The organism is Saccharibacillus sacchari DSM 19268, from assembly GCF_000585395.1.
Taxonomy (GTDB): Bacteria; Bacillota; Bacilli; order Paenibacillales; family Paenibacillaceae; genus Saccharibacillus; species Saccharibacillus sacchari.
Genome location: NZ_KK073875.1, coordinates 4929516 through 4950564, shown reverse-complemented (window position 1 = coordinate 4950564; position 21049 = coordinate 4929516). Strand labels below are relative to the sequence as shown.

Genomic DNA, 21049 nt, shown 5'->3' with positions numbered 1-21049 from the left:
AATGCAACGAGGTGACCACAACTTGTTCGATGCACTGTTGCCGAAGCTCCAAGTTGATACCGTATTTGATATCGATCTGGAAGATTTGTATAACCGGGGCTACCGGGGGATCGTCACTGACCTGGATAATACATTGGTCGGAGCGAAAGCCCCTAACGCTACGCCTGAACTGATTGCATGGTTCGCAAAAGTGAAGGAACTCGGTTTTCAGCTTGTGATCGTATCCAACAATAATATGAACCGCGTGTCCGTCTTTGCGACGCCGCTCGATATCCGATTTGTGCATGCGGCACGCAAGCCGTCCCATGCACCGTTCCGTAAAGCGATGAAGCTTATGGAATTGAATGAAAAGCAGACGATCGTCGTAGGCGATCAACTGCTGACCGACGTGCTCGGAGGGAACAGATTGGGCTTGTACACCGTGCTGGTGCTGCCGATCGCGATCAGCGACGAAGGCTGGCGCACGCGGTTCAATCGAAAAGTCGAGCGTGTCGCAATTGGACGTCTGCGCAAGGTGGGCAAGTGGCTTGAGGAGGAAAAGAAGAAATGACAGAAAGACTTGAAGGTTCCGCAGTAATCCGTTGTAACGGCTGCGGAGCACCGCTTCAAACGGAAGACCCGGCAGGAATCGGATATATTCCGAAGCTGAAGGAGGACGGCGCGCAAATCTGCCGCCGTTGCTTCCGCATCAAAAACTATAATGAAGTTGCATCGGTCGCGATGAATCAAGACGAGTTCCTGCGTATGCTGGGTCAGATCGGCGAACGCAAAGCACTGGTTATTCACATCGTCGATCTGTTCGACTTCCAGGGTAGCGTGATTACCGGACTGCAACGCTTCGTCGGCAGCAATCCGGTTATTCTCGCGGTTAACAAGATCGATCTGCTGCCTAAAGTGACAAACTGGAACAAGGTTCGGAACTGGGTACAGAAGCAAGCGAAAGAACTGGGCTTGAAGACCGAAGAAATCGTGTTGTGCAGCGCGAAAAAGAATCTGGGCTTCGATCGTTTGCTTCAGGAAGTGGCAGAACGCCGCGGGGATCGCGACGTCTATGTCGTCGGTTCGACCAATGTCGGCAAATCGACGTTGATTAACCGCCTGATCACCGACTACAGCGACCTTGAAGAAGAATTGACGACTTCGCGTTATCCGGGCACGACGCTGGATATGGTCAATATCCCGCTTGACGACGGTCGTTACATTGTGGATACGCCCGGGATCGTGTACCCGTCCCGCTATACGGAATTGGTAACGCCGGGCGATCTGGTTAAAATCATGCCGGAGAAGCCGCTGAAACCGGCCGTGTATCAGCTGAACGAAGGACAAACGTTGTTCATCGGAGGATTGGCTCGTTTTGACTTCATCGAAGGCGCGCGCCAATCGTTCACGTTCTATACAAGCGGAGCTTTGAACCTGCATCGGACCAAGCTTGGACGCGCGGACGAACTGTACGCTGACCATGTCGGCGAACTGCTGACTCCGCCGTCGCGCGAAGAAGCGGAGAAGATGCCCGACTGGACGCGTCATGAGTTCCGCATTCCCAAAGGCGGCGCACAGGACCTGTTCGTTTCCGGTCTTGGCTGGGTGAAAGCAAACGGTGAAAGCGGGGCGAAAGTAGCGGTGCATGCACCGAAAGGCGTTAAGGTCATCATGCGGGATTCGCTGATTTAACTTGAGGCTTAGGAGGAAGAGACGTTGAATCAACCGTTGAAGCTTGGCGTGATCGGAGATCCGATCGCGCATTCCAAGTCGCCGATCATGCATGCGGCCGCACTGCGCGAGCGGGGGATTGCCGGCGATTATGCGGTGCTGCATGTGAAGCCGGACCAGCTTGAAGACATGATCCGCACCATGCGGGAAGAAGGCTATCGCGGCCTTAACGTTACGATTCCCCATAAAGAGCATGTCATGCAATATCTCGACGCGTTGACCGAAGATGCCCGGCGAATCGGAGCGGTTAATACGATCGTGAATGAAGCCGGTCGCTTGATCGGTCGCAATACGGACGGGATTGGTTACGTTCGATCTTTGAAGGAAGAAGCGGCGGCTGAACTTACGGGCCGCCGCATCGTTGTGCTCGGGGCCGGCGGAGCTGCTCGCGGCATCATTTATGCGTTGGCTGCCGAAAAGCCTGACCGGATCACCTTACTGAACCGGACGCCGGAGCGTGCCGAAGCGCTGGCGTCCGAGTGGGGCGATCTGGCCGATATCGTGGCGCTGCCTTCGTCTCGCACGGCCGAGGCTTTGCAAGATGCGGACCTTGTGATCAATACGACCTCGGTCGGCATGCATCCGCATACGGATAACGTCCCGCTGGATATCGAGCTGCTGAAAGGCACCGAGATCGTCAGCGATTTGATTTATAATCCGCTGGAAACCCGACTGCTGCAATTGGCGCGCCGAAAGGGTTGCCGCATACACGGCGGACTGGGCATGTTCGTCTATCAAGGAGCCTATGCCTTTGAGTATTGGACGGGTGTGTCCGCTCCGGTCGACGCAATGCGAAGCGCGGTACTTGCGAACATGAAGCTCTGACCGTCACGTGATTTGAAATGGGTAAATAAACGATAAGCACAGTCATTTTCGAAAAAGAGGAGTCAATTAAACTTATGCTGACAGGCAAACAAAAACGCTACCTGCGTTCGCAGGCTCATCATCTCGATGCAATCTTCCAAATCGGTAAGGGAGGTCTCAATGACCAACTGGTTCGCCATATCAACGAGGCGATCGAGCTGCGGGAATTGATGAAAGTATCGGTGCTGAATAACTGCGCGGAAGAGCCGAAACAACTCGGAGTCGAGCTGGCCGAAGCTGCGGAAGCCGAATTGGTGCAAGTGATCGGTCGTACGATCATCCTGTACAAAGAATCGCGCGAACACAAGCAAATCGAACTGCCGTAAAAAGGCAAGCGGAGGAGTGGACGGTTTTGAAAATCGGAATTATGGGCGGAACGTTTGATCCGATTCATATCGGGCACCTGGTTGCCGCTGAAACAGTGCGCGAGGCGCTTGATTTGGATGAAGTCTGGTTCATGCCTTCCCATATCCCTCCGCATAAAGCCGAGGCCGGGTTCTCCAGCGACGAACGGCTGCGCATGGTGGAATTGGCCATCGGCGAACAACCTGCTTTTCGGACATTGGATATTGAACTGCGCCGCGGAGGCGTGTCGTACAGTGCCGATACGATGGAGACGCTGACCGGCCAATATCCCGATGATGATTTTCATTTTATTATCGGGACGGATATGGTCAATTATCTGCCGAAGTGGGAACGCATCGAAGATTTGGCAAAAATGACTCGCTTTGCCGCCGTCGGCCGCGCCGGTTACGTGCTGGACAGATCCGTGCTTCCGGAAGCGGTGGCCGAAGTCATCGATCATGTCGATATGCCGCAGCTCGAAATCTCGTCAACCGAGATTCGCGAGCGATTGAAAGGCGGTCGTTCAGCTCGTTACCTCGTACCGGACAAAGTCTATGATTATTTGCAAAGGAGCGAAAATCATGCGACTTAAGCGCGAGGAACTGATTGAGCATGTGTCGTCGCAGATGCCGGATCGGAGATGGCGTCATACGCTCGGCGTGATGCAATCGGCAATCGAATTGGCCGAGCGCTACGGTGCCGATCCCGCTAGGGCGGAACTCGCCGCGATCATACACGACGTCGCCAAATATTGGCCGGTGCAGCGTCAGGCCGCGGTGATCGCCGATAACGGACTCGATGCCGACCTGCTCAACTACGATGCCCCGATGTGGCATTCGGAGGTCGGCGCTTACGTGGCAGAGCACGAGTACGGCATTGAAGACCGCGAAGTGATCGATGCGATCCGTTACCACACGTCGGGACGCGAAAATATGACGTTGCTCGACAAAATTGTGTGCTTGGCCGATTACATCGAGCCGGGACGCGATTTTCCGGGCGTGGATTTGATACGGGAAAAAGCGCAGCTTAGCCTGGAAGAAGGTTTGATCGCCGGATTCGACTCGACGCTTCGCGTATTGGTCGAACGGGGACAAACGATATTTCCGACAACGGTACTGGCCCGCAACGACCTGATTCGTCAGCTTGCCCAGCGCGAGCAGGCCGGTCAGGCCAAGCCGGTTACCGAAAATAAGGGAGGATAACGAATGAGTGTAAAACCAAAAGAATTGCTTCAACTTGCGACGGAGGCCGTTGCGGAAAGAAAAGCAATGAACGTAGTCGCGTTGGATCTGACCGGAATCTCGCTTGTGGCCGATTATTTTGTCGTGTGCCACGGTAATTCCGATACTCAAGTCCAAGCTATCGCGAACGAAGTGCGCAAACGCGCAAATGATGCCGGCGCGCCGATCCGCGGTATTGAAGGCATGGACTCCGCACGCTGGGTACTGATCGATCTCGGCGACGTGATCGTTCATGTGTTCCACCGCGATGAGCGCGAATATTACAATATCGAACGCGTCTGGTCGGATGCGAAAGTGGTGGAAACCGTATGAGTCTCGAAGCCGGCACAATCGTCAAGCTGAAGGTCGCACGCGAAGTGTCGCCGCACGGCTTTTTCATGACAAACGGCGAGGAAGAAGTACTGCTGCCGTATACGGAACGTACAGGCAACATGAAATTCCGCAACGGTCAGGAGACGGAAGTGTTTATTCACCACGACTCCGAAGACCGCCTGATTGCCACGATGAAAAAACCGCTGCTGACTTTCGGCGAAATCGCGGCTCTCGAAGTAGCCGACATTCACCCGCGTCTGGGCTGCTTCCTGGAAATGGGTCTCGGCCGTCAGTTGCTGTTGCCTAAGCGCGAGCTGCCGGAAACGCCGGAGCTTCAACCTGAAGTCGGCGACCGGATCTATGTGCGGATGGACCGCGATAAGCAGGGCCGATTGCTTGCCCGCACATCGGGTGAAGAAGAGTTGTCGCCGCTGTGCTTCAACGCTCCGGAATCGTGGAAAAACCAATGGATGAAAGCGACCGTGTACCGTCCGCTTCAGATGGGAACGTTCGTCATTATCGAAGGCGGCGTGCTGGGCTTCGGCGCGATCGGCCTGATCCATTCTTCGGAACGTCCGCGTCCGCTGCGTTTGGGCGAAGTGATCGATGTTCGCGTTACGCGGATCCGCGAAGAAGACGGTCGCGTCAATCTCTCGATGGCGCAGCCGAAAGAGATCGGCATGGACGAAGATGCGGAGAAGATTCTGGCCTATATGCGTACCCGCGAAGGCAATCAGATGCCGTACTCGGACAAGACCGGACCTGATATTATCAAGCTTCGCTTCGGAATCAGCAAAGCCGCGTTCAAACGCGCGCTGGGTCGATTGATGAAGCAGGGGCTGATCGAACAGGATGAGAACTGGACGCGCCTGAAGTCGCCTGAGGAAGCTTCTTCCGACGCGGAGTAATCGTTAAAAGGATACAAGCGGCTCGTTTCCGAGAAAGGAAAGAGCCGTTTTTTTATGGAAAAAATCCCATAGAAGATACAAGTTGAACGGGAAGGGGCCTAAAGATGTCTTACGGAAAATTCGCATACGTATACGATGAACTCATGCAGGATATGCCTTATGCCAAGTGGCAAAGATTCACGCTGGAAGCCTGGAAAAAGTACGGCGAGCCGAGCGAGGTCGTCGAACTGGGGTGCGGGACGGGTACGCTAACCGCGATGTTGGCCGAGCAGGGGTACCGAATGACGGGAATCGACTTGTCGGAGGATATGTTGGCCGTGGCACGCGACAAAGCGGATGAGCGTCCGATGCTTCAGGGACTGCTGCGCAGCGGAAGCCTTCGTTTCGCTTGTCAGGATATGACGGAATGGGCCGCGCCCGAGCCTGTCGATTCGGTTATTTCCTTTTGCGATTGCTTGAATTATCTAACCGAAGAAGAGCAGATCGAAGCTACTTTTCGTGCCACCTGCGAGGGTCTGAAGCCCGGCGGAACCTTCTTGTTCGACGTCCATCACCCGAATACATTGCTCCGCTATGAAGAAGAACAACCTTTCGTTTTGGACGAAGGCGATATCTCGTATATTTGGACTTGCGGGTTAGACGAAGAGCGCGTGGAGATCGAGCATCATTTACGAATTTTCGTGCGCCGACCAAGCGATTCAAGCAGATCGAAAGACACTTACGAACGTTTCGACGAATTCCATGTGGAGCGCGCTTACGATCCGGAGTGGCTTCGCGAAGCACTGCTGCGAGCAGGCTTTTCGAACGTAGAGACTTATGCAGATTTTGAATGGAAAAAAAACAACGAGGAATCGGAGCGTTTATTTTACGTGGCGATTAAGTAGGAGGAAGCCATGAGAACGATTGCGGTATCCGATATTCACGGACATGCTCAAACATTGATGGCGCTTTTGCAAAAGATCGATTATAAACCGAACGAAGACCGTTTGTTCCTGCTCGGCGACTATGTGGACGGAGGCCCGGATTCTCTGGGCACCGTCCGTGCCGTCATGGATCTATGTGCTCAAGATGCCGCAAAGGTGCAAGTACTAGGCGGTAACCACGATGAATTGTTTTTGAACTGGTTAGACGGCAACGAACACCGCCTTCTGCCTTATGCTAACAACCGAACCGTCATCTTCGGCCACGACGCCTGCTCCAACCTGCACGGCAACCCTGTCCTCCATAGCCCTTGGTTCGGCTCCCAAATCATCGGCATCGACGGCGGCATTAAATTTGGCGCCCGCCTCAACGCCCTCCTGATCGATGAATCAGGCATTCTCACTTCAGAAAGCCTCCCCAGCATCGATTAAAGAGATAAGTGCCAACTTCGAGGCAAGCTCGACGCCTTCCAACACGCACATACATACAAATTTAAATTTAGATGATTACAACATCCAAAACAAAAAGCCTTCCCCTTTTACCCCTTAAAGGAAAGACTACTGCTGTGAAAAGGTCTTATTCTTGCGAAGCGACAGGCGAAGGGGGAAATTCAGTGAAAAACGCCTTTGAACGCGGAAAGCCGGAGGCTTTCTGCGTGAGACAGCGTTTTGAACGAATTTCCCCCGCAGCCCCCCAGCTTCCCCAACGAATAGGACTTTTCACAACCCATTCGTCAAAATCAGCGTCGCCCCCACCAAAGCCATCATCCCCGCCAATCGGCTCAGCGTCAAAAAAGACGGATTCGGCTCCGAATTTTCTCCAGCCAGTTTCCCGTACCGGATCCGCCAAACGAACTGCGGCGCCAGCACGTTCACTGCCCCAATTGCAACAAGAATCAGAAAAAACAGGAACATGATGCCCGCCAGCTCCTTTCCGGCAAACGAATACGTCATTTCGGCATAATACGTATTATACCTTTACCCGAAACGACAACCTTATGTCTTCGTTATACGCGGAAAAAAACGAAAAGTTTTTGTTGCTTGATCGGTTGGAGCTCACTCGTAAAACAGCAATCGCTTGGCATACGCATTTCGAAAATCGCTCGGCGTCAACCCGACGATCTTTTTAAACGCTTTCATGAAATTGTGGGAATCGGTATACCCCAGCTTGACGGAGACCTCGCTGATGTTTTGGTTCGTGTCGGTGAGCAGGTATTTGGCCAGTTCCATTTTTTGCTGCAAAATATACTGTTTGAGCGAGACGCCCGCAATCGAGGAGAAGAGATGCGACAAATATTTCTCGTTGTAGCCGAACACGTCCGCGATCTGCGACACCCTGACAGGCTCGCCGCGGTTCCATTTGATGTAATCGACGATATCGTGGTAAAGCTGCTCCTGCCGGGTCTTTTTGACCAGGGTAGAGTCGGTGTGAAAAAGTTGGTTATATAACTCGCATAAAATGACGGTGGACATGTAATTGTTAAGCGACGACATATCATAGCTGCGCACCGAATCCTGAAGCTGCTTCATCATCACGATCATTTTCTCCAGGCTTTTCAGTTTCCCGTAACGCGGAAGAATAATCTTCTGATCTTCTTTGCGAGGCAATCCTCCCGTCGCGTCCACCGTGACCACATTTTGCTCTTTCGAAGAAAAATGCAACCAGTAAAAGCTGCAAGACGATACCTTATAGCCGTATTGCTGAGTAGAAGGCGGCAGCAGCAGATATTCGCCTTCGGTTACCGTGAATTGCTGCGAACCGTCGGCCAGGTACAGCACGCCCTCCGTCACGACCATCAGTTCATAGTCCATCAGAGTCCGGCTCAAATGTATCCAGTTGGCATCGGGCGCGACGAATTTACCGGTAATCGCAAGCTCAACCGGAGTATCTACAGATAGTTCGTACGCAATCATCAAAGCAGAGCCCCCTTTGTCTGATTTTGTCTTTTTTTCGCATGAAGTCCCTAATTTAAAGCTAACACAAAACCCCTCAACCGACTAGATACCCTCCCTCACAAACCTAACCTTTTGACACTTATTCGAACTTTAAACTATTTGTAAGACCGTCAAAAGCGATTAATCTAGAGTCATCAAATCGATTTGAAAGCGGATTCAAAAAAGCGTCGAAAATCAAAAGGGGGCCGTGAAGGCAGACGGAGAAGCATTATACACATATACTTTTTTGCTTCTCTGCGGCAATCCGGCAATCAAAAAATGGAGGGAATCGGAATGAAAAAAAGCATGTCGATTCTGGCAGTTCTGGCACTTGGAGCAGGTTTGTTGTCGGGGTGCGGAGGTTCGGACGAAGGAAGCAGCGAAGGTGGGCAAACGACGCCGGACGGCAAAGTCAAACTGACGGCGATCATGACCAAGCACCCGCTGACGCAGGAATTTTCGAAAATGGAATGGCTGCAAAAAGTCGAAGAAAAAGCGGGCGTCGAGATCGAATGGCAGGAAGTCAGCGCGGACTGGGGACAGAAAAAGGGCGCTCTGCTCGCAGGCGGCGACATCCCGGATCTGATCATCGGGCCGAACGCGATTACGGATGCCGACTATGCGCAGTTCCCGGGATTGTTCGAAGACATGACGCCGTTGATTGCCGCCGATGCCCCGAATGTCCAAAAGATGTTCGACGAAAAACCGGAAACGAAAGCGATTGCGACGCAGCTTGACGGGAAAATCTATGGTCTGCCGAAGTATCAGCGGTTCTGGCCGGAGACGACGACGCGTCAGTTTATCAACAAGCAATGGCTGGAAAATCTGGGACTGAAAGAACCGACCAACTGGGATGAACTGTATGACGTGCTGGTCGCGTTTAAGGAGAAGGATGCCAACGGCAACGGAGACGCGAACGACGAGATTCCGATGGACTTCGCGCCGAGCGGCACGGGCGGCTTCGGAGCGTTTATGCCGACGGTACTGCTGGGCAGTCAGGGAATCACGCTCACCGACAACAGCGGCCAAGGCTATTTCGTCGAAGACGGGCAAGTCAAAAACTTTTTCACGGACGAGCGCTATAAAGATTTGGTCGCGTTCCTGCACAAATGCTACGCGGCCGGCCTGATCAATACGGAAGTATTCACGCAGGATTATACGAAGTACCAGTCGGTCGCGCGCGGCAACGGAGACACGGCAGCCGTCGGCTTCACGTGGGGTTGGGAAGTAACCGACCGCGTCGGCAACACGTTGGCGCCGCAGTACGAATCGCTCGCTCCGCTGAAAGAAAATGCGGGCTCGAGCGATCAACTGTCCTGGACGTACGATTATAACTCGCTGAACTACGGCGTCAACATGGTCTCGCTGGCGTCCACGTCCAAAAACAAAGATGCCGCGATGAAGTTCATCAATGAACTGTACGATCCGACCGTCAGCATGCAGGTGTTGTTCGGTTCGATCGGCACCAACATCGAAGACAAAGGCGACGGTTCGTACGCGGTGCTGCCTCCGGAAGACGCGGCGATGGACCCGGGCACATGGAAATGGACGACGACGTGGGCGGACAACGGCCCGATGTACATCGCCGATTCGCTCAAGCTGGAGTTAGGCACGGACATGCAGTCGGTCGGCGCGCAAACGGAACCGCTTAAGGCGGCGCTGGACGGCATCGACAAAGAAAAAGACGTCCTGCCGAGCATGTTCATCAAGTACAGCGTCGAGGACAACAACACGATGACTCTGAACAACACGGCCATGCTGTCGCTGACGATGTCCAAATGGGCGGAATGGATCACTAAGGGCGGCGTCGAAGAGCAGTGGAACGAATACGTCGGCAACGTGCAAAAGACCGGCATCGACAAAAATATCGAAATCATCCAGAAATACTATGACGAATACGTGAGCACGCATTAAAAAGCAGGGAGGCCGTCTTCGTCCATACGAAGGCGGCTCCCGTTTTCGCGAAAGGAGAGACCTGCCGAATGGTTCCCAAAAACCCTTACGAAAATCCGGTTAATCTGCGGGCTTACAAAAAGAAAAAGCCGACGGTGATCAATACGTTCCGGCGCGATTATCAGCTATGGATCATGATCCTGCCCGCGATCGTCGTGATTTTCATTTTCAACTATATTCCGATGTACGGCATCCAGCTCGCGTTCCGGGACTACAACTTCGCCAAAGGGTTGACCGGCGGCGAATGGCGCGGTTTGTTTTATTTCAAACAGTTTTTTGAAAGCTACCAATTTGCGGACTTGATGCGTAACACAGTCGTGATCAGTCTCTCCACGGTCGTGCTCAGTTTCCCTGCTCCGATCATTTTGGCGCTTCTCATCAATCAACTGCGCTGGAAACGGGCGAAAAAAGCGCTGCAAACGACTGTTTACCTGCCGCATTTCATTTCGATCGTCGTTATGGTGGGCCTGCTGAACGTGCTGCTGTCCCCGAACTCCGGCGTCATCGGACATATTCTTCAGTCGATGGGGTTGGGCGACGTCAATCTGCTCGGTTCCACGTCGACTTTCGTTCCGGTATATGTGTTGTCCGAGATCTGGCAGCATTGCGGTTGGAACAGCATTATTTACTTGGCCGCGTTATCGACCGTCGATCCGCAATTGTACGACGCTTCGAAGATCGACGGGGCAAGCCGCTGGCAGACCATACGCAATATCGAGATTCCGGCGTTGATTCCGACGATCATTATCTTGTTCGTCCTCAGTATGGGCAGCGTGCTCAGTACGGGGTTCGAAAAGATTTTCCTGATGCAAAACTCGCTTAACCTTCCGGTATCCGAGGTCATCTCGACTTACGTGTACAAGATCGGGATCGTGAGCAATCAGTTCAGTTATTCGGCCGCGATCGGACTGTTCAATACGCTGATCAACTTCTTCTTCCTGTACACGATGAACCTGATTGCGAGAAAAACGTCGGAGACCAGTCTGTGGTAATACGAACGGTCTTACGAAGAAAGGAGCGAATGGCTTATGCAGCTTGTACAAAAAAAGCAAAAAGCAGTTGCGCATAAACGAAATTTCGGAGAGTGGATGTTCGACGCGGTCGTGTTCGCGATTTGTCTGTTGATCTTTCTCAGTATCGTGTATCCGCTCTATTTTGTCGTCATTGCTTCGATCAGCAACTCCACGCTCGTCTCGACGGGGCAGGTGACGATCTTCCCGAAAGATATCAGTTTCTTCGGTTATTCGGAGATATTCAAAGATCAGCGGATCTGGACGGGGTACGGGAATACGATTCTGTATACGGTACTCGGAACGGCAGTCAATCTGCTCTTTACGTTGCCCGCAGCTTACGTGCTGTCCCGACAGGAATTCCGCGCCAGACGGTTTATCATGTTCGCTTTCGTCGTGACGTTGTTCTTCGGCGGCGGCCTGATCCCGACTTACCTGCTGATGAAAGATTTGCACCTGTTGAATACGATGTGGGTGTTCATCCTGCCGTTCAGCGTCAACGTGTACAATCTGATCATCGCCCGTTCCTTTTTCGAAAGCTCGATACCGAAAGAGCTGTACGAAGCGGCGGCGATGGACGGCTGTTCGCATTTCCGCTACTTCGGTTCGGTCGTGCTTCCGCTGTCCAAAGCAATCGTATCGGTTATCGGCCTGTATTATCTGGTGGCGCACTGGAACGACTTTTTCACCGGCCTGATCTATATCCGCAGCAACGATCTTCAACCGCTTCAGATCGTCCTGCGCGATATTTTGCTCTCCAATCAGGTATTCTCGCAAGGAGCAGGTTCCGGCGGCGCGGCAGGCGGTTATGCGCAGCAGTATGCCGACCAGGTTAAATACGGCGTCATTATCGTATCGACCCTCCCGATCCTGCTGGTGTATCCGTTCCTGCAAAAGTATTTCGACAAAGGCGTCATGATCGGTTCCGTGAAGGGTTAAGCGCAGAGGCTCCCTCAAGTGCGAACATGCGCCGAGCAAAACGGAATATCCGTCATAAAAAAGGCATCCGGCCTATAGGCCGGATGCCTTTTTTAGCATATCGCGCATTCATTTCGCCGACCGGGCATCTTCGCTGCTTTCGTCGTTCGGAAATTCGTTTTGATGGACGTTGTACATGACGCGTGCCAGCATGTGCTGGCTATAATTGCCGAAGTTGCGCCCGAACAATGTCAAACCGTGTTTATTGATGTTTTCTTCCGTGACGGCGATGCGGAAGGTCAACTCGCTGCGATAATCGAGACGGATGTCTTCCAACGTGACGTCGGAGATGCGACAACCGTCGATAAAACTTCCTTCGCTATTGATTCGAATCAGTTTAAGCATGCCGTACTGATTGAGATGAGGCGGCCACCAATCGGGATTGAACGTGCCGCGCACGTCGCCGAAATCGCCGGGACTGATCCAACTGCCCAATTCGATTCCGTTCATGGAGAAATGAATATTGGACGGATAGTAGTTATTATAGCCGGGCGCTTCGGAACCGATCTCGAGCGACAATTGAATCTCGCGGAAGGTTTGGTTCGCTTTCAAATAGTTCGGAATGCGGTATTCCAGAAAACCTTCGGCCAGCCAGATAATTTCGGCATGGATTCGCTGCGGATCGGCAAAGTAGCGGGGATCGTCGAAATCGCCTACGATGCTGTCTTTGGTCGCGAGGCCGCAGGTCGGCAAAGCTTTGTAGTCGCTGTAGTGCCCGACCTGAATTTCGACTTCGTACAGATTGTCGGCTTCTTTGCTTCGAAGATCGACCATCAGTTTGTCTTTGTTCAAATAACAAAGTTTTTGAATGCCGTGTTTGCCGCCGGTCGTTCGAATCTCGATCAAGCCGCAGTCTTCGAGCTTTTTGATATGCAAAGTAACGGCTCCGTTGCTGAGTCCCAATTTTCGCGCGATTTCGTTCAGGTTCAATTCTTCGTTTCCGGACAGCAGTTGAATAATCTGAATCCGGATTTCGGAACCGAGCGCTTTGAAAATGTCGATGCCGCTCATCAAATCTTTAATATCGATCATTGCTTTTTCCCCGCTTTCGCATGTATTTCCGTACCTTTTATTGTTTTACATTATTATAAACCGAAAACGGTACTAATCCTAACTGATCCTCCTTCACCATTGATTTTTCGAAACAATCGCGAAAAATTTGAGTTTTAAGCATCATACCTTCAAAAAAGTCTAAAACTAAGAACAGGACGTCCCACTCTTTTGTTGAAAAAGAGAAGACAAAAAATACAAATTAACCTTTAGGTTTATCTAAAAAGATTTAAACTTTACTGTTTACAAGCTTGAAACGGTATGATATTTTAATTTTGCAAGCGGATACATTCAGTATAACATAAATCATTTTAAATTATACTGAAATAAAAAGGGTTTCACAAAAAAGTACCAAATCGTCGCAATTCGGATTGTTCGCGAGAAAAAGACCGGATCTTCATAACGACCTACATACCCGATCCGGACTATTCGAAAGGAACGTTCCGAGCCCCTGCATGCCGCTTCGCCGGATGCGCGACGCGCTCGACCGATTCGTTCGCTTCAACCGCGAATGCGAACGGTCGGGAAGCGGACGCCGTTTTCGGAAAGAACGCCGTACCAGTCACGAACACATTAGAATCGGGAGGGTCAAACATGAAGAAAAAAGGAATCGTATCATTGATGCTGCTGTCGCTGCTCTTGTCGCTGCTTACCGCCTGCGGCAATTCGTCTTCGACCAATGCGTCGGGCGAACAGTCGGTGATCGACGCGGGAGCCGGCGAAGGGGCAACGGAATTGTCCTATTGGACATTCGTCGAACTGCACGGCAAGCACTTCGAGAAAATGCTGGAAAAATGGAATGCCGAAAACCCGGATCGCCAGATCAAGCTCAACGTTACCGTTATGCCGTACGACGATATGCATAACAAGCTCTCGATCGCGCTGCAAACCGGAACGGGAGCACCCGATATCGCCGATATCGAATTGGGTAAATTCCCGGACTTCCTCAAAGGCACCCCTCAGCTCGAACCTCTGAACGACGTCATCGATCCTTACCGCGATACGATCGTCAAATCCCGCATCGACATCTACAGCAAAGACGGACAAAATTACGGAATTCCGACGCACGTCGGAGCTTCGGTCGCGTTCTACAATACGGAAATTCTCGAAGAAGCCGGAGTCGACTACACGAAGATCGAAACGTGGGACGACTTCAAAAAAGCCGGCGAGCAAGTTTACGAAAAAACAGGCAAATACATGGGCACGGCCGACACGAGCGCCGCTTGGCAGGAATCGATGATGCTGGCTCAACAGGGTTCCGACTTTACCGATGCCGACGGCAATCCGCAGGTCAACACGCCGGAAATGGTCAAAGGCCTGCAAATTCTCAAAGATCTTCAAGACGCCAACGTCATCTCCACGATTGCGGGCGGACAGCCGGATACGGAAGAAGCTTACGGCGAATATAATTCCGGCAACTATGCAACCGCATTCATGCCGCTGTGGATGATGTCCCGTTTCACGAACTACATGCCTGACCTTGCGGGCAAAATCGCGATCGCGCCGATTCCGGTCATCGAAAAAGGCATGCCTCGTTCGGTAGGCGGCGGCGGCACGGGCACGGTCGTCACCAAAACGGCGAAAGACGTTCAATTGGCGAAAGATTTCCTGGCTTACGCCAAATTGTCCGAAGAAGCGAACGTGGAAATTTGGAACACGCTCGGCTTCGATCCGGTCAACATGAAAGTTTGGGACATGAAAGAAGTAACGCACAATCCGGAAAACGAGTTCGTGAAATACTTCAAAAACAATCCGTTCGACGTCTTGAACGAAATCCGCGACGAAATCAAATACGTCAAATCGGTTCCGGCATCGCCGACGATTAATAACGTATTCTGTACCGTGACGTTGAACGAAATTTTCGAAGACGGCAGAGACATCAAGGAAGCGCTGGACGACGCGCAAGCGCAAATCGAGCAGGAACTGCAGTAAGCCAAGCACGAACGCGAAAACAGGTTTTCCATTTTGACGAAGCTCCCGCCCGCCGTTCCGAATTTTACGGGGCAGCCGGGACGGGAGTGCGTTTATAAAGAAGGTGCTTAACAATGATCAAAAGATTTCTGTATTCGCAAAAGGTGGCTCCTTACGTATTCGTGCTGCCTTTTATCCTCGTTTTCTTGATTTTCTGGGTGTATCCGCTCGGAAGTTCGGTGACGATGAGTTTTCAAAAAATCACGTTGGGGCAGGAAACCGAATGGATCGGATTGGATAACTACACCAAGCTGCTGGGAGATAAAATCTTCCTCAAATCCGTTATGAACAGCGCGGTTTACATGCTGTGCACGCTGTTGATCCTGATTCCGCTGCCGATGCTGCTGGCGGTGCTGATCAACAACAAGTTCATGTGGGGCCGCGAATTTTTCAAATCTTCGCTGTTCTTCCCCGCGCTGACTTCGGTCGTCGTGGCAGGTACGGTATTCCGTCTCATGTTCGGGGAAATGGACGGCTCGCTGATCAACAGCTTCCTGGGCTGGTTCGGCATCGAGCCCGTGAAGTTTCTTAAAGGTCAAGTTACCGGCTTTATCGCGCTGCTCGCTCTGGCGACTTGGCGCTGGTTGGGCGTGAATATGTTGTACTTCTTGTCGGGGCTTAAAAGCATTCCGGACGATTATTACGAAGCCGCTTCGATCGACGGGGCTTCCGCTTGGCAGAAATTCCGCATGATCACGATGCCGCTGCTCAAGCCGACGACCATCTACGTGCTGACGATCAGCATCTATGCGGGTCTGGCCATGTTCATCGAAAGCTTGATGCTCTGGAACGGCAACAATTCTCCGAAAAACATCGGCCTCACGATCGTCGGTTATTTGTATCGCCAAGGGATCGAGAAAAGCAATCTCGGTTACGCAGCGGCCGTCGGAATCGTGCTTCTGGTGTTGGCGATGACGATCAACATGATCCAGCTCGCCTTCTCCGGCCTGTTCAAGAAGGAGGATTGACATGAAAAGAGAAGCTGCGCTGAATCTGAAAGAAAATACGGTCACGCGTTCCAAAAAAGAAATTTCGCTCAAAATTCTGCTGTTCGTGCTGTTCACGATCCTGTGCGGGATCATCCTGATTCCGTTTTACGCGATCGCTCTGGCTTCGTTCAAACCGGGCGAGGAGCTGATCCGTTACGGGCTGAACTTAAAGTTCGATCTTTCGGTGATGAGCCTGGACAATTATACGTATCTGTTCACCGGTCAGCATGCCTATTTCACCTGGTTTTTCAACTCGCTGCTGCTGACGGTCGTGCAGGTTGCGCTTACGCTGTTGGTCAGCGCGACGGTGGCTTACGGTTTTTCGGCCTATGAATTCAAAGGCAAAAACTTTTTGTTCATCTGCGTCCTGCTGATCATGATGGTACCGTTCGAAATCCTGCTGCTGCCGCTGTACACGCTCATTTTCAATCTGGGCATGATGAACACGTACTCGGCAATCGTGCTTCCGGGCATTGCCAGCGCGGCGACGATCTTCTTTTTCCGGCAGTACCTGAGCGGTATTCCGAAAGAAATCATCGCGGCGGGACGAGTAGACGGCGCCAGCGAGTACGGCATTTATCTGCGTTTGATCCTGCCGATCATGAAGCCTTCTTTCGCGGCGATGGCGATTCTGAACGGGATGAACAGCTGGAACAATTTCCTTTGGCCGTTCATGGTGCTGAGCGACGAACGCAAATATACGCTGCCGATCGGGTTGAAAACGCTGCTTACGCCTTACGGCAATAACTATGATTTGTTGATCGTCGGTTCCTTTTTCTCGATTATCCCGATCTTTATTCTGTTCGTGGCGTTCCAAAAATACTTCATTGACGGCATGACAGCGGGTGCGGTGAAGGGATAACTGATTTTTATTCTGAGCTTTGCAAGGAGAGAGATGATGATGGACGTGTCGAGACGGTATGCGAATCCTTTGATTGAACAGCGTGCGGACCCTTTCATTTACAAGCATGACGACGGTTATTATTATTTTACCGCTTCGGTGCCGGAGTACGACCGGATCGAGCTGCGGCGGGCAGCGACTATAGAAGGACTGCGGGAAGCCAAGCCTGAAGTCATCTGGCGCAAGCGGGAAAAAGGCATGCTCAGCGCCAACATCTGGGCTCCCGAGCTGCATCGGATGGACGGCAAATGGTATGTCTATTTCGCGGCGGCCCATACGACGGAGACGGACGAAGGGCTGTTCGACCATCGCATGTATGCGCTCGAGAACGAGTCGGCCAATCCGCTGGAAGGACAATGGGTCGAAAAAGGACAGGTCAAAACGGCTTGGGAGTCGTTTGCGCTGGATGCGACTTCTTTCGAACATCGAGGCAAGCATTATTACGTTTGGGCGCAAAAAGATCCGAACATCCCGGGCAATTCCAACCTGTACATCTCCGAGCTGGAGAACGGCTGGACGCTCAAAGGCCCGCAAACCATGATCAGCCAGCCCGAGTACGATTGGGAGAAAATCGGTTTTTCCGTGAATGAAGGTGCGGCCGTGGTGAAGCATGGCGGAAAGTTATGGATGACCTTCTCGGGCAGCGCGACGGACCATCATTACTGCATGGGACTGCTGTTTGCCGATGAAGATGCGGATTTGCTGGACGCGGCTGCGTGGACGAAACTGCCGGAGCCTGTTTTCCGAACGAACGAAGAAAACGGTCAATACGGCCCGGGGCATAATTGCTTCACGGTCGGAGAGAACGGCGAAGACCTGCTGGTTTATCACGCTCGCAGTTATAAAGAGATCGAAGGCGACCCGCTATATGACCCGAACCGACATGCGAGGGTGAAAGTCTTTGCGTGGAGGGAAGACGGGCTGCCGGACTTCGGAGTGCCCGAGCCGGATACGGCCGTAGCGGAAGATGCGGACAAGGTAGGAAAGTAGCGGATCGCGATAAACGAACATATATAATAGAAAGAACGGGTTTACGAAAAAAAGACCTTTCGCCGCGCGTAGTGCGGGGAAAGGTCTTTTTTGTCACCTCGACCTAGTACTCTGTACCCGATGAAGGTAAAGTTACGCTCGGCCGAAACATACTAGATCCGTGTTTGTTTCGGCTAAACGTAAACCTGCTATTTGAGGGGGACAGAGTACTAGAATTTGACGATATTGATCACATAATCTCTCGCCGTCTCGTGATCTTCCGCCTTGGAAGTCAGACGAAGCTTCGCAGTCGCGTCGGCAAGCTGCATCGTGCGGCGCAGCGTGTCTTCGATCAATACGCCGTCGGCATAAACCAAGCCGTTTTTGCGTGCGGGCGCAGCCTCGAACGAAAGAGATTCGGTATCCGCAGGAATGCGCAGCGTATAACGCATCCGAGAAGGCTCGAACGGCGTATCCAGCTGGCCTGTAGAAAATTCCAGTCTGCGCAGCGAAGGCTCGTTATCGAACGGACTCATGATGCGCAGGATATCGAAGATTCCGGTCTCTTCGCCGCTGACCCGGAAGGTGACATCCAGCGAATCCCGGTCGCCGATCAGATCGGCGGAAAGCGTGTAGCGGTGCGTATGGAATCCGCGTCCGATCCGGGAAGGCGGAACGCCGTCGGCAATGATCGTTCCGTCGGCCTCGATCGTGATCGGGCGGTCTCCGCGGTGTCCGGAGAAAAAGGTGACTTCCAGCACATGCTTTTCGTTCGGCTTTACCTTAAGCGTATAGCCGAATGAACCGCCTGTTTCGGCGCGGCGAGTCGTGCTGCCGTCCCAGACGTCGACGAACGTCTTGTCGCCGCGGATCTTATGTTCCAGTTCGTACTGGTCGTTTCCGACCGGAAGACTGTCGATCGTGGCGTCTTCAACCCGGCTTTTGCGCTTGCCTTCCAGAATATGCTGCTGAAGTTCCGGAGAATCCGCTTGGACGACGCGCCAGTAGATGCCGTAACGTTCGCCGTGCCGCTTGTAGTGCGGCGCGAAGACCAGCCGTTCGTCCTCGTCGGTGCCCTTGAGGACGAATTCCGGTTTATCGCCGCGCTGCTGCCAATGCGAAGCGAAAGACTTCAGCCAATCGGCCGGGCTGCCTTGCACGGTCAGGAAGTCTTTGACGAGCATGCTTCTCGTCGGCACGCTGACTGCGACGCCCGTAGCGGATTCGGTCATGTCCTCGCGGCCGAGTCCGGCACTGAGCACGGTCGGGCCGTATTTGAACGCGACCGCATGCGGCGCGTCGGGCAGGCCGACCGCGCGCAGCGTCATCGGCAGGCGAAGCTCGACCGTATCGCCGTCGGCCCAGACGCGGGTCACTACGGCGAAGCCGTCCGACGCTTCCGCAGCGAAGCGCTCGCCGTTGAGCGTCAGCTCGGCTTCGCCGGCCAGCCACTCCGGCAGGCGGAAGCGCAGCGAGATCCGGCTGCTTTGCGGCCGGGTCGCCGATACGGTGAACGTCGCCGTATCGGACTCCGGCAACGCGGAGCGCTGGGTCAGTTTGAGGCCGAATTCTTCGGCGTCCAGCTCCGAAGAGATGTATTGATGGACGACGATGCTGTCCTCGCCACGGAAATACAAGCTGTCATTCAGCTTGGTGAAACTCTCCATGCCCGTACCCGTGCAGCACCAGAAGTGCTCGAACGGCGAGCTGTAGACTTTGAAGTAGCCCGTCGCCATCGGCTGGAAATACATCGTCATGCCGGTATGCGGATGCTGGGATGACAAGATAGCATTCAGGAATGTATTTTCATAAAAATCTGCATATTTCACATCTCCGCTCAGCTTGAACAGCTCGCGCGTCAACTTCAGCATATTGTACGTATTGCAGGTCTCGGCAGTGAAGTTGGAACGTTCGCGATCCAGTCGATCAGGCTCGCCGAAATGTTCCCATTCGCTATTGCCCCCTGTCACATAACTATGGTGTTCGACGACCATCGTCCAAAAGCTTTCCGCTGCTTCCAGATAAAATCGTTCGCTTTCGCCCAAGGTCCGGTAGCGGTTGAGCGCGCCCAAAAACTTCGGAATCGTGGTGTTGGCATGCTTGCCCGTCAAAATATCTTGACCTTCGCGGACCGGACCGAACAAGCTAAGTTCGTCAAAAGCATGTGCAGCGTGCAGGTGGGCGGGTTTAAGCGTGAGTTTGTACAAATCATACAGGCAGTCGTTCATGCCGCCGTATTCGACGGACAGGACGGCAGTCCGTATTTCCGGCGTCCAGGCCGCTGTCCGTGCTGCGATCCAGTCGCCAAGACCCGAAGCCAGTTCCAGCGCAAGACGGTTATCGGTATATTCGAACGTCGCCGTCAATCCGGCTACGATCTTGTGCATCGTGTACCACGGCACCCAGGCCGGCTTGCGCTGCTCGACCCGGTCGAACAGTTCTTCCGGGAATGCCGACAAATAACCGCTTTCGAATCGGCACTTCTCCAGGCCATCCACCAGTTGATTCAGTTGCTCAAGCAGCTCGGCATCGCGGGACGCCGCATAAGCTTGGGCAGCTGCCTTCAGATAGTGTCCGAGCGTATGGCCGCGAATTTCGGTCGTTTCCCAGCCGGGATACTTTTCGGCCAGCGGAATCAGTCCGCGTGTCTCACGGAATCCCGCTAACAGGCGATCGTTCTTATAATTTTTCAAGTAACGAATTTCGTTGGCGAAAGCATTTTGTAAATAAGCATCGTCGATACGAACACGGTCAAGACGATAATCGTCGAGCAACGCGGTTGGCGTAGAAGATTCGGTCGGCATGGCAATTCTCCTGTCTGTCGGGAATGAGGGATATCCTTCTCCATTTCAGCTTACCGACCGCCTGCATCTGCGTAAATGGTGCAACGTTTGAATAAGTATCAAAAGGTTGGATTTTTCGGAGCAGCAGTTGCGGTTTCGAGTCGGCGAAATCGTATAATCATACGCTAGCATCCTTACGCGCAAAGGAAA

21 protein-coding genes are annotated in these 21049 nt (G+C 52.8%); 17 read left to right on the top strand and 4 right to left on the bottom strand.

Annotated elements, in window-relative coordinates; translation table 11 throughout:
* Positions 1–22: 22 nt before the first annotated feature.
* The 10 genes from SACSAC_RS21435 (at position 23) to SACSAC_RS27350 (ending at position 6732) form a co-directional block, all read left to right on the top strand.
* Positions 23–550, top strand: a complete 528-nt coding sequence (locus SACSAC_RS21435; RefSeq protein ID WP_037290180.1) for a YqeG family HAD IIIA-type phosphatase — start codon at positions 23–25, stop codon at positions 548–550.
* Positions 547–1671, top strand: coding sequence for a ribosome biogenesis GTPase YqeH (yqeH, locus tag SACSAC_RS21430; protein WP_037290175.1), 1125 nt, complete (start codon positions 547–549; stop codon positions 1669–1671). The genes SACSAC_RS21435 and yqeH overlap by 4 nt, the downstream gene beginning before the upstream one ends.
* 24 nt (positions 1672–1695) lie before the next feature.
* Positions 1696–2535 carry a shikimate dehydrogenase gene (gene aroE / locus SACSAC_RS21425; protein ID WP_037290173.1) on the top strand — a complete coding sequence of 280 codons (840 nt, stop codon included), beginning with the start codon at positions 1696–1698 and terminating at the stop codon, positions 2533–2535.
* A 74-nt stretch (positions 2536–2609) separates the two neighbouring features.
* Entirely contained in the window at positions 2610–2900 is a 291-nt protein-coding gene (gene yhbY / locus SACSAC_RS21420) for a ribosome assembly RNA-binding protein YhbY (RefSeq protein ID WP_037290171.1), read from the top strand.
* Positions 2901–2926: 26 nt separating this feature from the next.
* A complete protein-coding gene (locus tag SACSAC_RS21415) occupies positions 2927–3511 on the top strand; it encodes a nicotinate-nucleotide adenylyltransferase (protein WP_037290169.1) in 585 nt (194 codons plus the stop codon).
* Positions 3501–4121, top strand: coding sequence for a bis(5'-nucleosyl)-tetraphosphatase (symmetrical) YqeK (gene yqeK, locus SACSAC_RS21410; protein ID WP_051507308.1), 621 nt, complete (start codon positions 3501–3503; stop codon positions 4119–4121). Before SACSAC_RS21415 ends, yqeK begins: the two co-directional genes overlap by 11 nt.
* A 3-nt stretch (positions 4122–4124) precedes the next feature.
* Positions 4125–4472 carry a ribosome silencing factor gene (rsfS, locus tag SACSAC_RS21405; RefSeq protein ID WP_037290168.1) on the top strand — a complete coding sequence of 116 codons (348 nt, stop codon included), beginning with the start codon at positions 4125–4127 and terminating at the stop codon, positions 4470–4472.
* On the top strand, positions 4469–5380 hold the full coding sequence (locus tag SACSAC_RS21400; RefSeq protein WP_037290167.1) for a CvfB family protein: 912 nt from the start codon (positions 4469–4471) through the stop codon (positions 5378–5380). Before rsfS ends, SACSAC_RS21400 begins: the two co-directional genes overlap by 4 nt.
* Positions 5381–5484: 104 nt before the next feature.
* A complete protein-coding gene (locus SACSAC_RS21395) occupies positions 5485–6264 on the top strand; it encodes a class I SAM-dependent DNA methyltransferase (RefSeq protein WP_037290166.1) in 780 nt (259 codons plus the stop codon).
* Between the two features lie 9 nt (positions 6265–6273).
* Complete coding sequence (locus SACSAC_RS27350) at positions 6274–6732, top strand: metallophosphoesterase (protein WP_051507307.1); 459 nt, start codon at positions 6274–6276, stop codon at positions 6730–6732.
* 288 nt (positions 6733–7020) lie between these two features.
* Here the strand turns inward: SACSAC_RS27350 and SACSAC_RS21385 are convergent, their stop codons facing one another.
* Positions 7021–7215, bottom strand: coding sequence for a DUF6199 family natural product biosynthesis protein (locus tag SACSAC_RS21385; protein WP_156951059.1), 195 nt, complete (start codon positions 7213–7215; stop codon positions 7021–7023).
* Positions 7216–7356: 141 nt separating this feature from the next.
* A complete protein-coding gene (locus tag SACSAC_RS21380) occupies positions 7357–8214 on the bottom strand; it encodes an AraC family transcriptional regulator (RefSeq protein ID WP_037290163.1) in 858 nt (285 codons plus the stop codon).
* Positions 8215–8529: 315 nt separating this feature from the next.
* On the opposite strand from SACSAC_RS21380, the gene SACSAC_RS21375 reads away from it, so the two are divergent.
* The 3 genes from SACSAC_RS21375 (at position 8530) to SACSAC_RS21365 (ending at position 12137) form a co-directional block, all read left to right on the top strand.
* Positions 8530–10149 carry an extracellular solute-binding protein gene (locus tag SACSAC_RS21375; protein ID WP_037290161.1) on the top strand — a complete coding sequence of 540 codons (1620 nt, stop codon included), beginning with the start codon at positions 8530–8532 and terminating at the stop codon, positions 10147–10149.
* Positions 10150–10322: 173 nt separating this feature from the next.
* Positions 10323–11180, top strand: a complete 858-nt coding sequence (locus SACSAC_RS21370; RefSeq protein WP_371873201.1) for an ABC transporter permease — start codon at positions 10323–10325, stop codon at positions 11178–11180.
* Between the two features lie 96 nt (positions 11181–11276).
* Positions 11277–12137, top strand: coding sequence for a carbohydrate ABC transporter permease (locus tag SACSAC_RS21365; RefSeq protein WP_371873200.1), 861 nt, complete (start codon positions 11277–11279; stop codon positions 12135–12137).
* Positions 12138–12245: 108 nt separating this feature from the next.
* On the opposite strand, the gene SACSAC_RS21360 is transcribed toward SACSAC_RS21365, so the two are convergent.
* Positions 12246–13208 carry an ArsR/SmtB family transcription factor gene (locus SACSAC_RS21360; protein ID WP_037290139.1) on the bottom strand — a complete coding sequence of 321 codons (963 nt, stop codon included), beginning with the start codon at positions 13206–13208 and terminating at the stop codon, positions 12246–12248.
* 612 nt (positions 13209–13820) lie between these two features.
* On the opposite strand from SACSAC_RS21360, the gene SACSAC_RS21355 reads away from it, so the two are divergent.
* The 4 genes from SACSAC_RS21355 (at position 13821) to SACSAC_RS21340 (ending at position 18077) form a co-directional block, all read left to right on the top strand.
* Positions 13821–15158: an ABC transporter substrate-binding protein gene (locus SACSAC_RS21355; protein ID WP_037290134.1), complete on the top strand. Its 1338-nt coding sequence runs from the start codon at positions 13821–13823 to the stop codon at positions 15156–15158.
* A gap of 113 nt (positions 15159–15271) precedes the next feature.
* Positions 15272–16165, top strand: a complete 894-nt coding sequence (locus SACSAC_RS21350; RefSeq protein WP_037290132.1) for a carbohydrate ABC transporter permease — start codon at positions 15272–15274, stop codon at positions 16163–16165.
* Between the two features lies 1 nt (position 16166).
* Positions 16167–17048 (top strand): carbohydrate ABC transporter permease, encoded by an 882-nt coding sequence (locus tag SACSAC_RS21345; protein ID WP_051507305.1) that lies wholly within the window; start codon positions 16167–16169, stop codon positions 17046–17048.
* A gap of 39 nt (positions 17049–17087) precedes the next feature.
* On the top strand, positions 17088–18077 hold the full coding sequence (locus SACSAC_RS21340) for a glycoside hydrolase family 43 protein (protein ID WP_037293447.1): 990 nt from the start codon (positions 17088–17090) through the stop codon (positions 18075–18077).
* Between the two features lie 209 nt (positions 18078–18286).
* Here the strand turns inward: SACSAC_RS21340 and SACSAC_RS21335 are convergent, their stop codons facing one another.
* On the bottom strand, positions 18287–20860 hold the full coding sequence (locus SACSAC_RS21335; RefSeq protein WP_037290130.1) for a beta-L-arabinofuranosidase domain-containing protein: 2574 nt from the start codon (positions 20858–20860) through the stop codon (positions 18287–18289).
* Positions 20861–21049 lie beyond the last annotated feature (189 nt).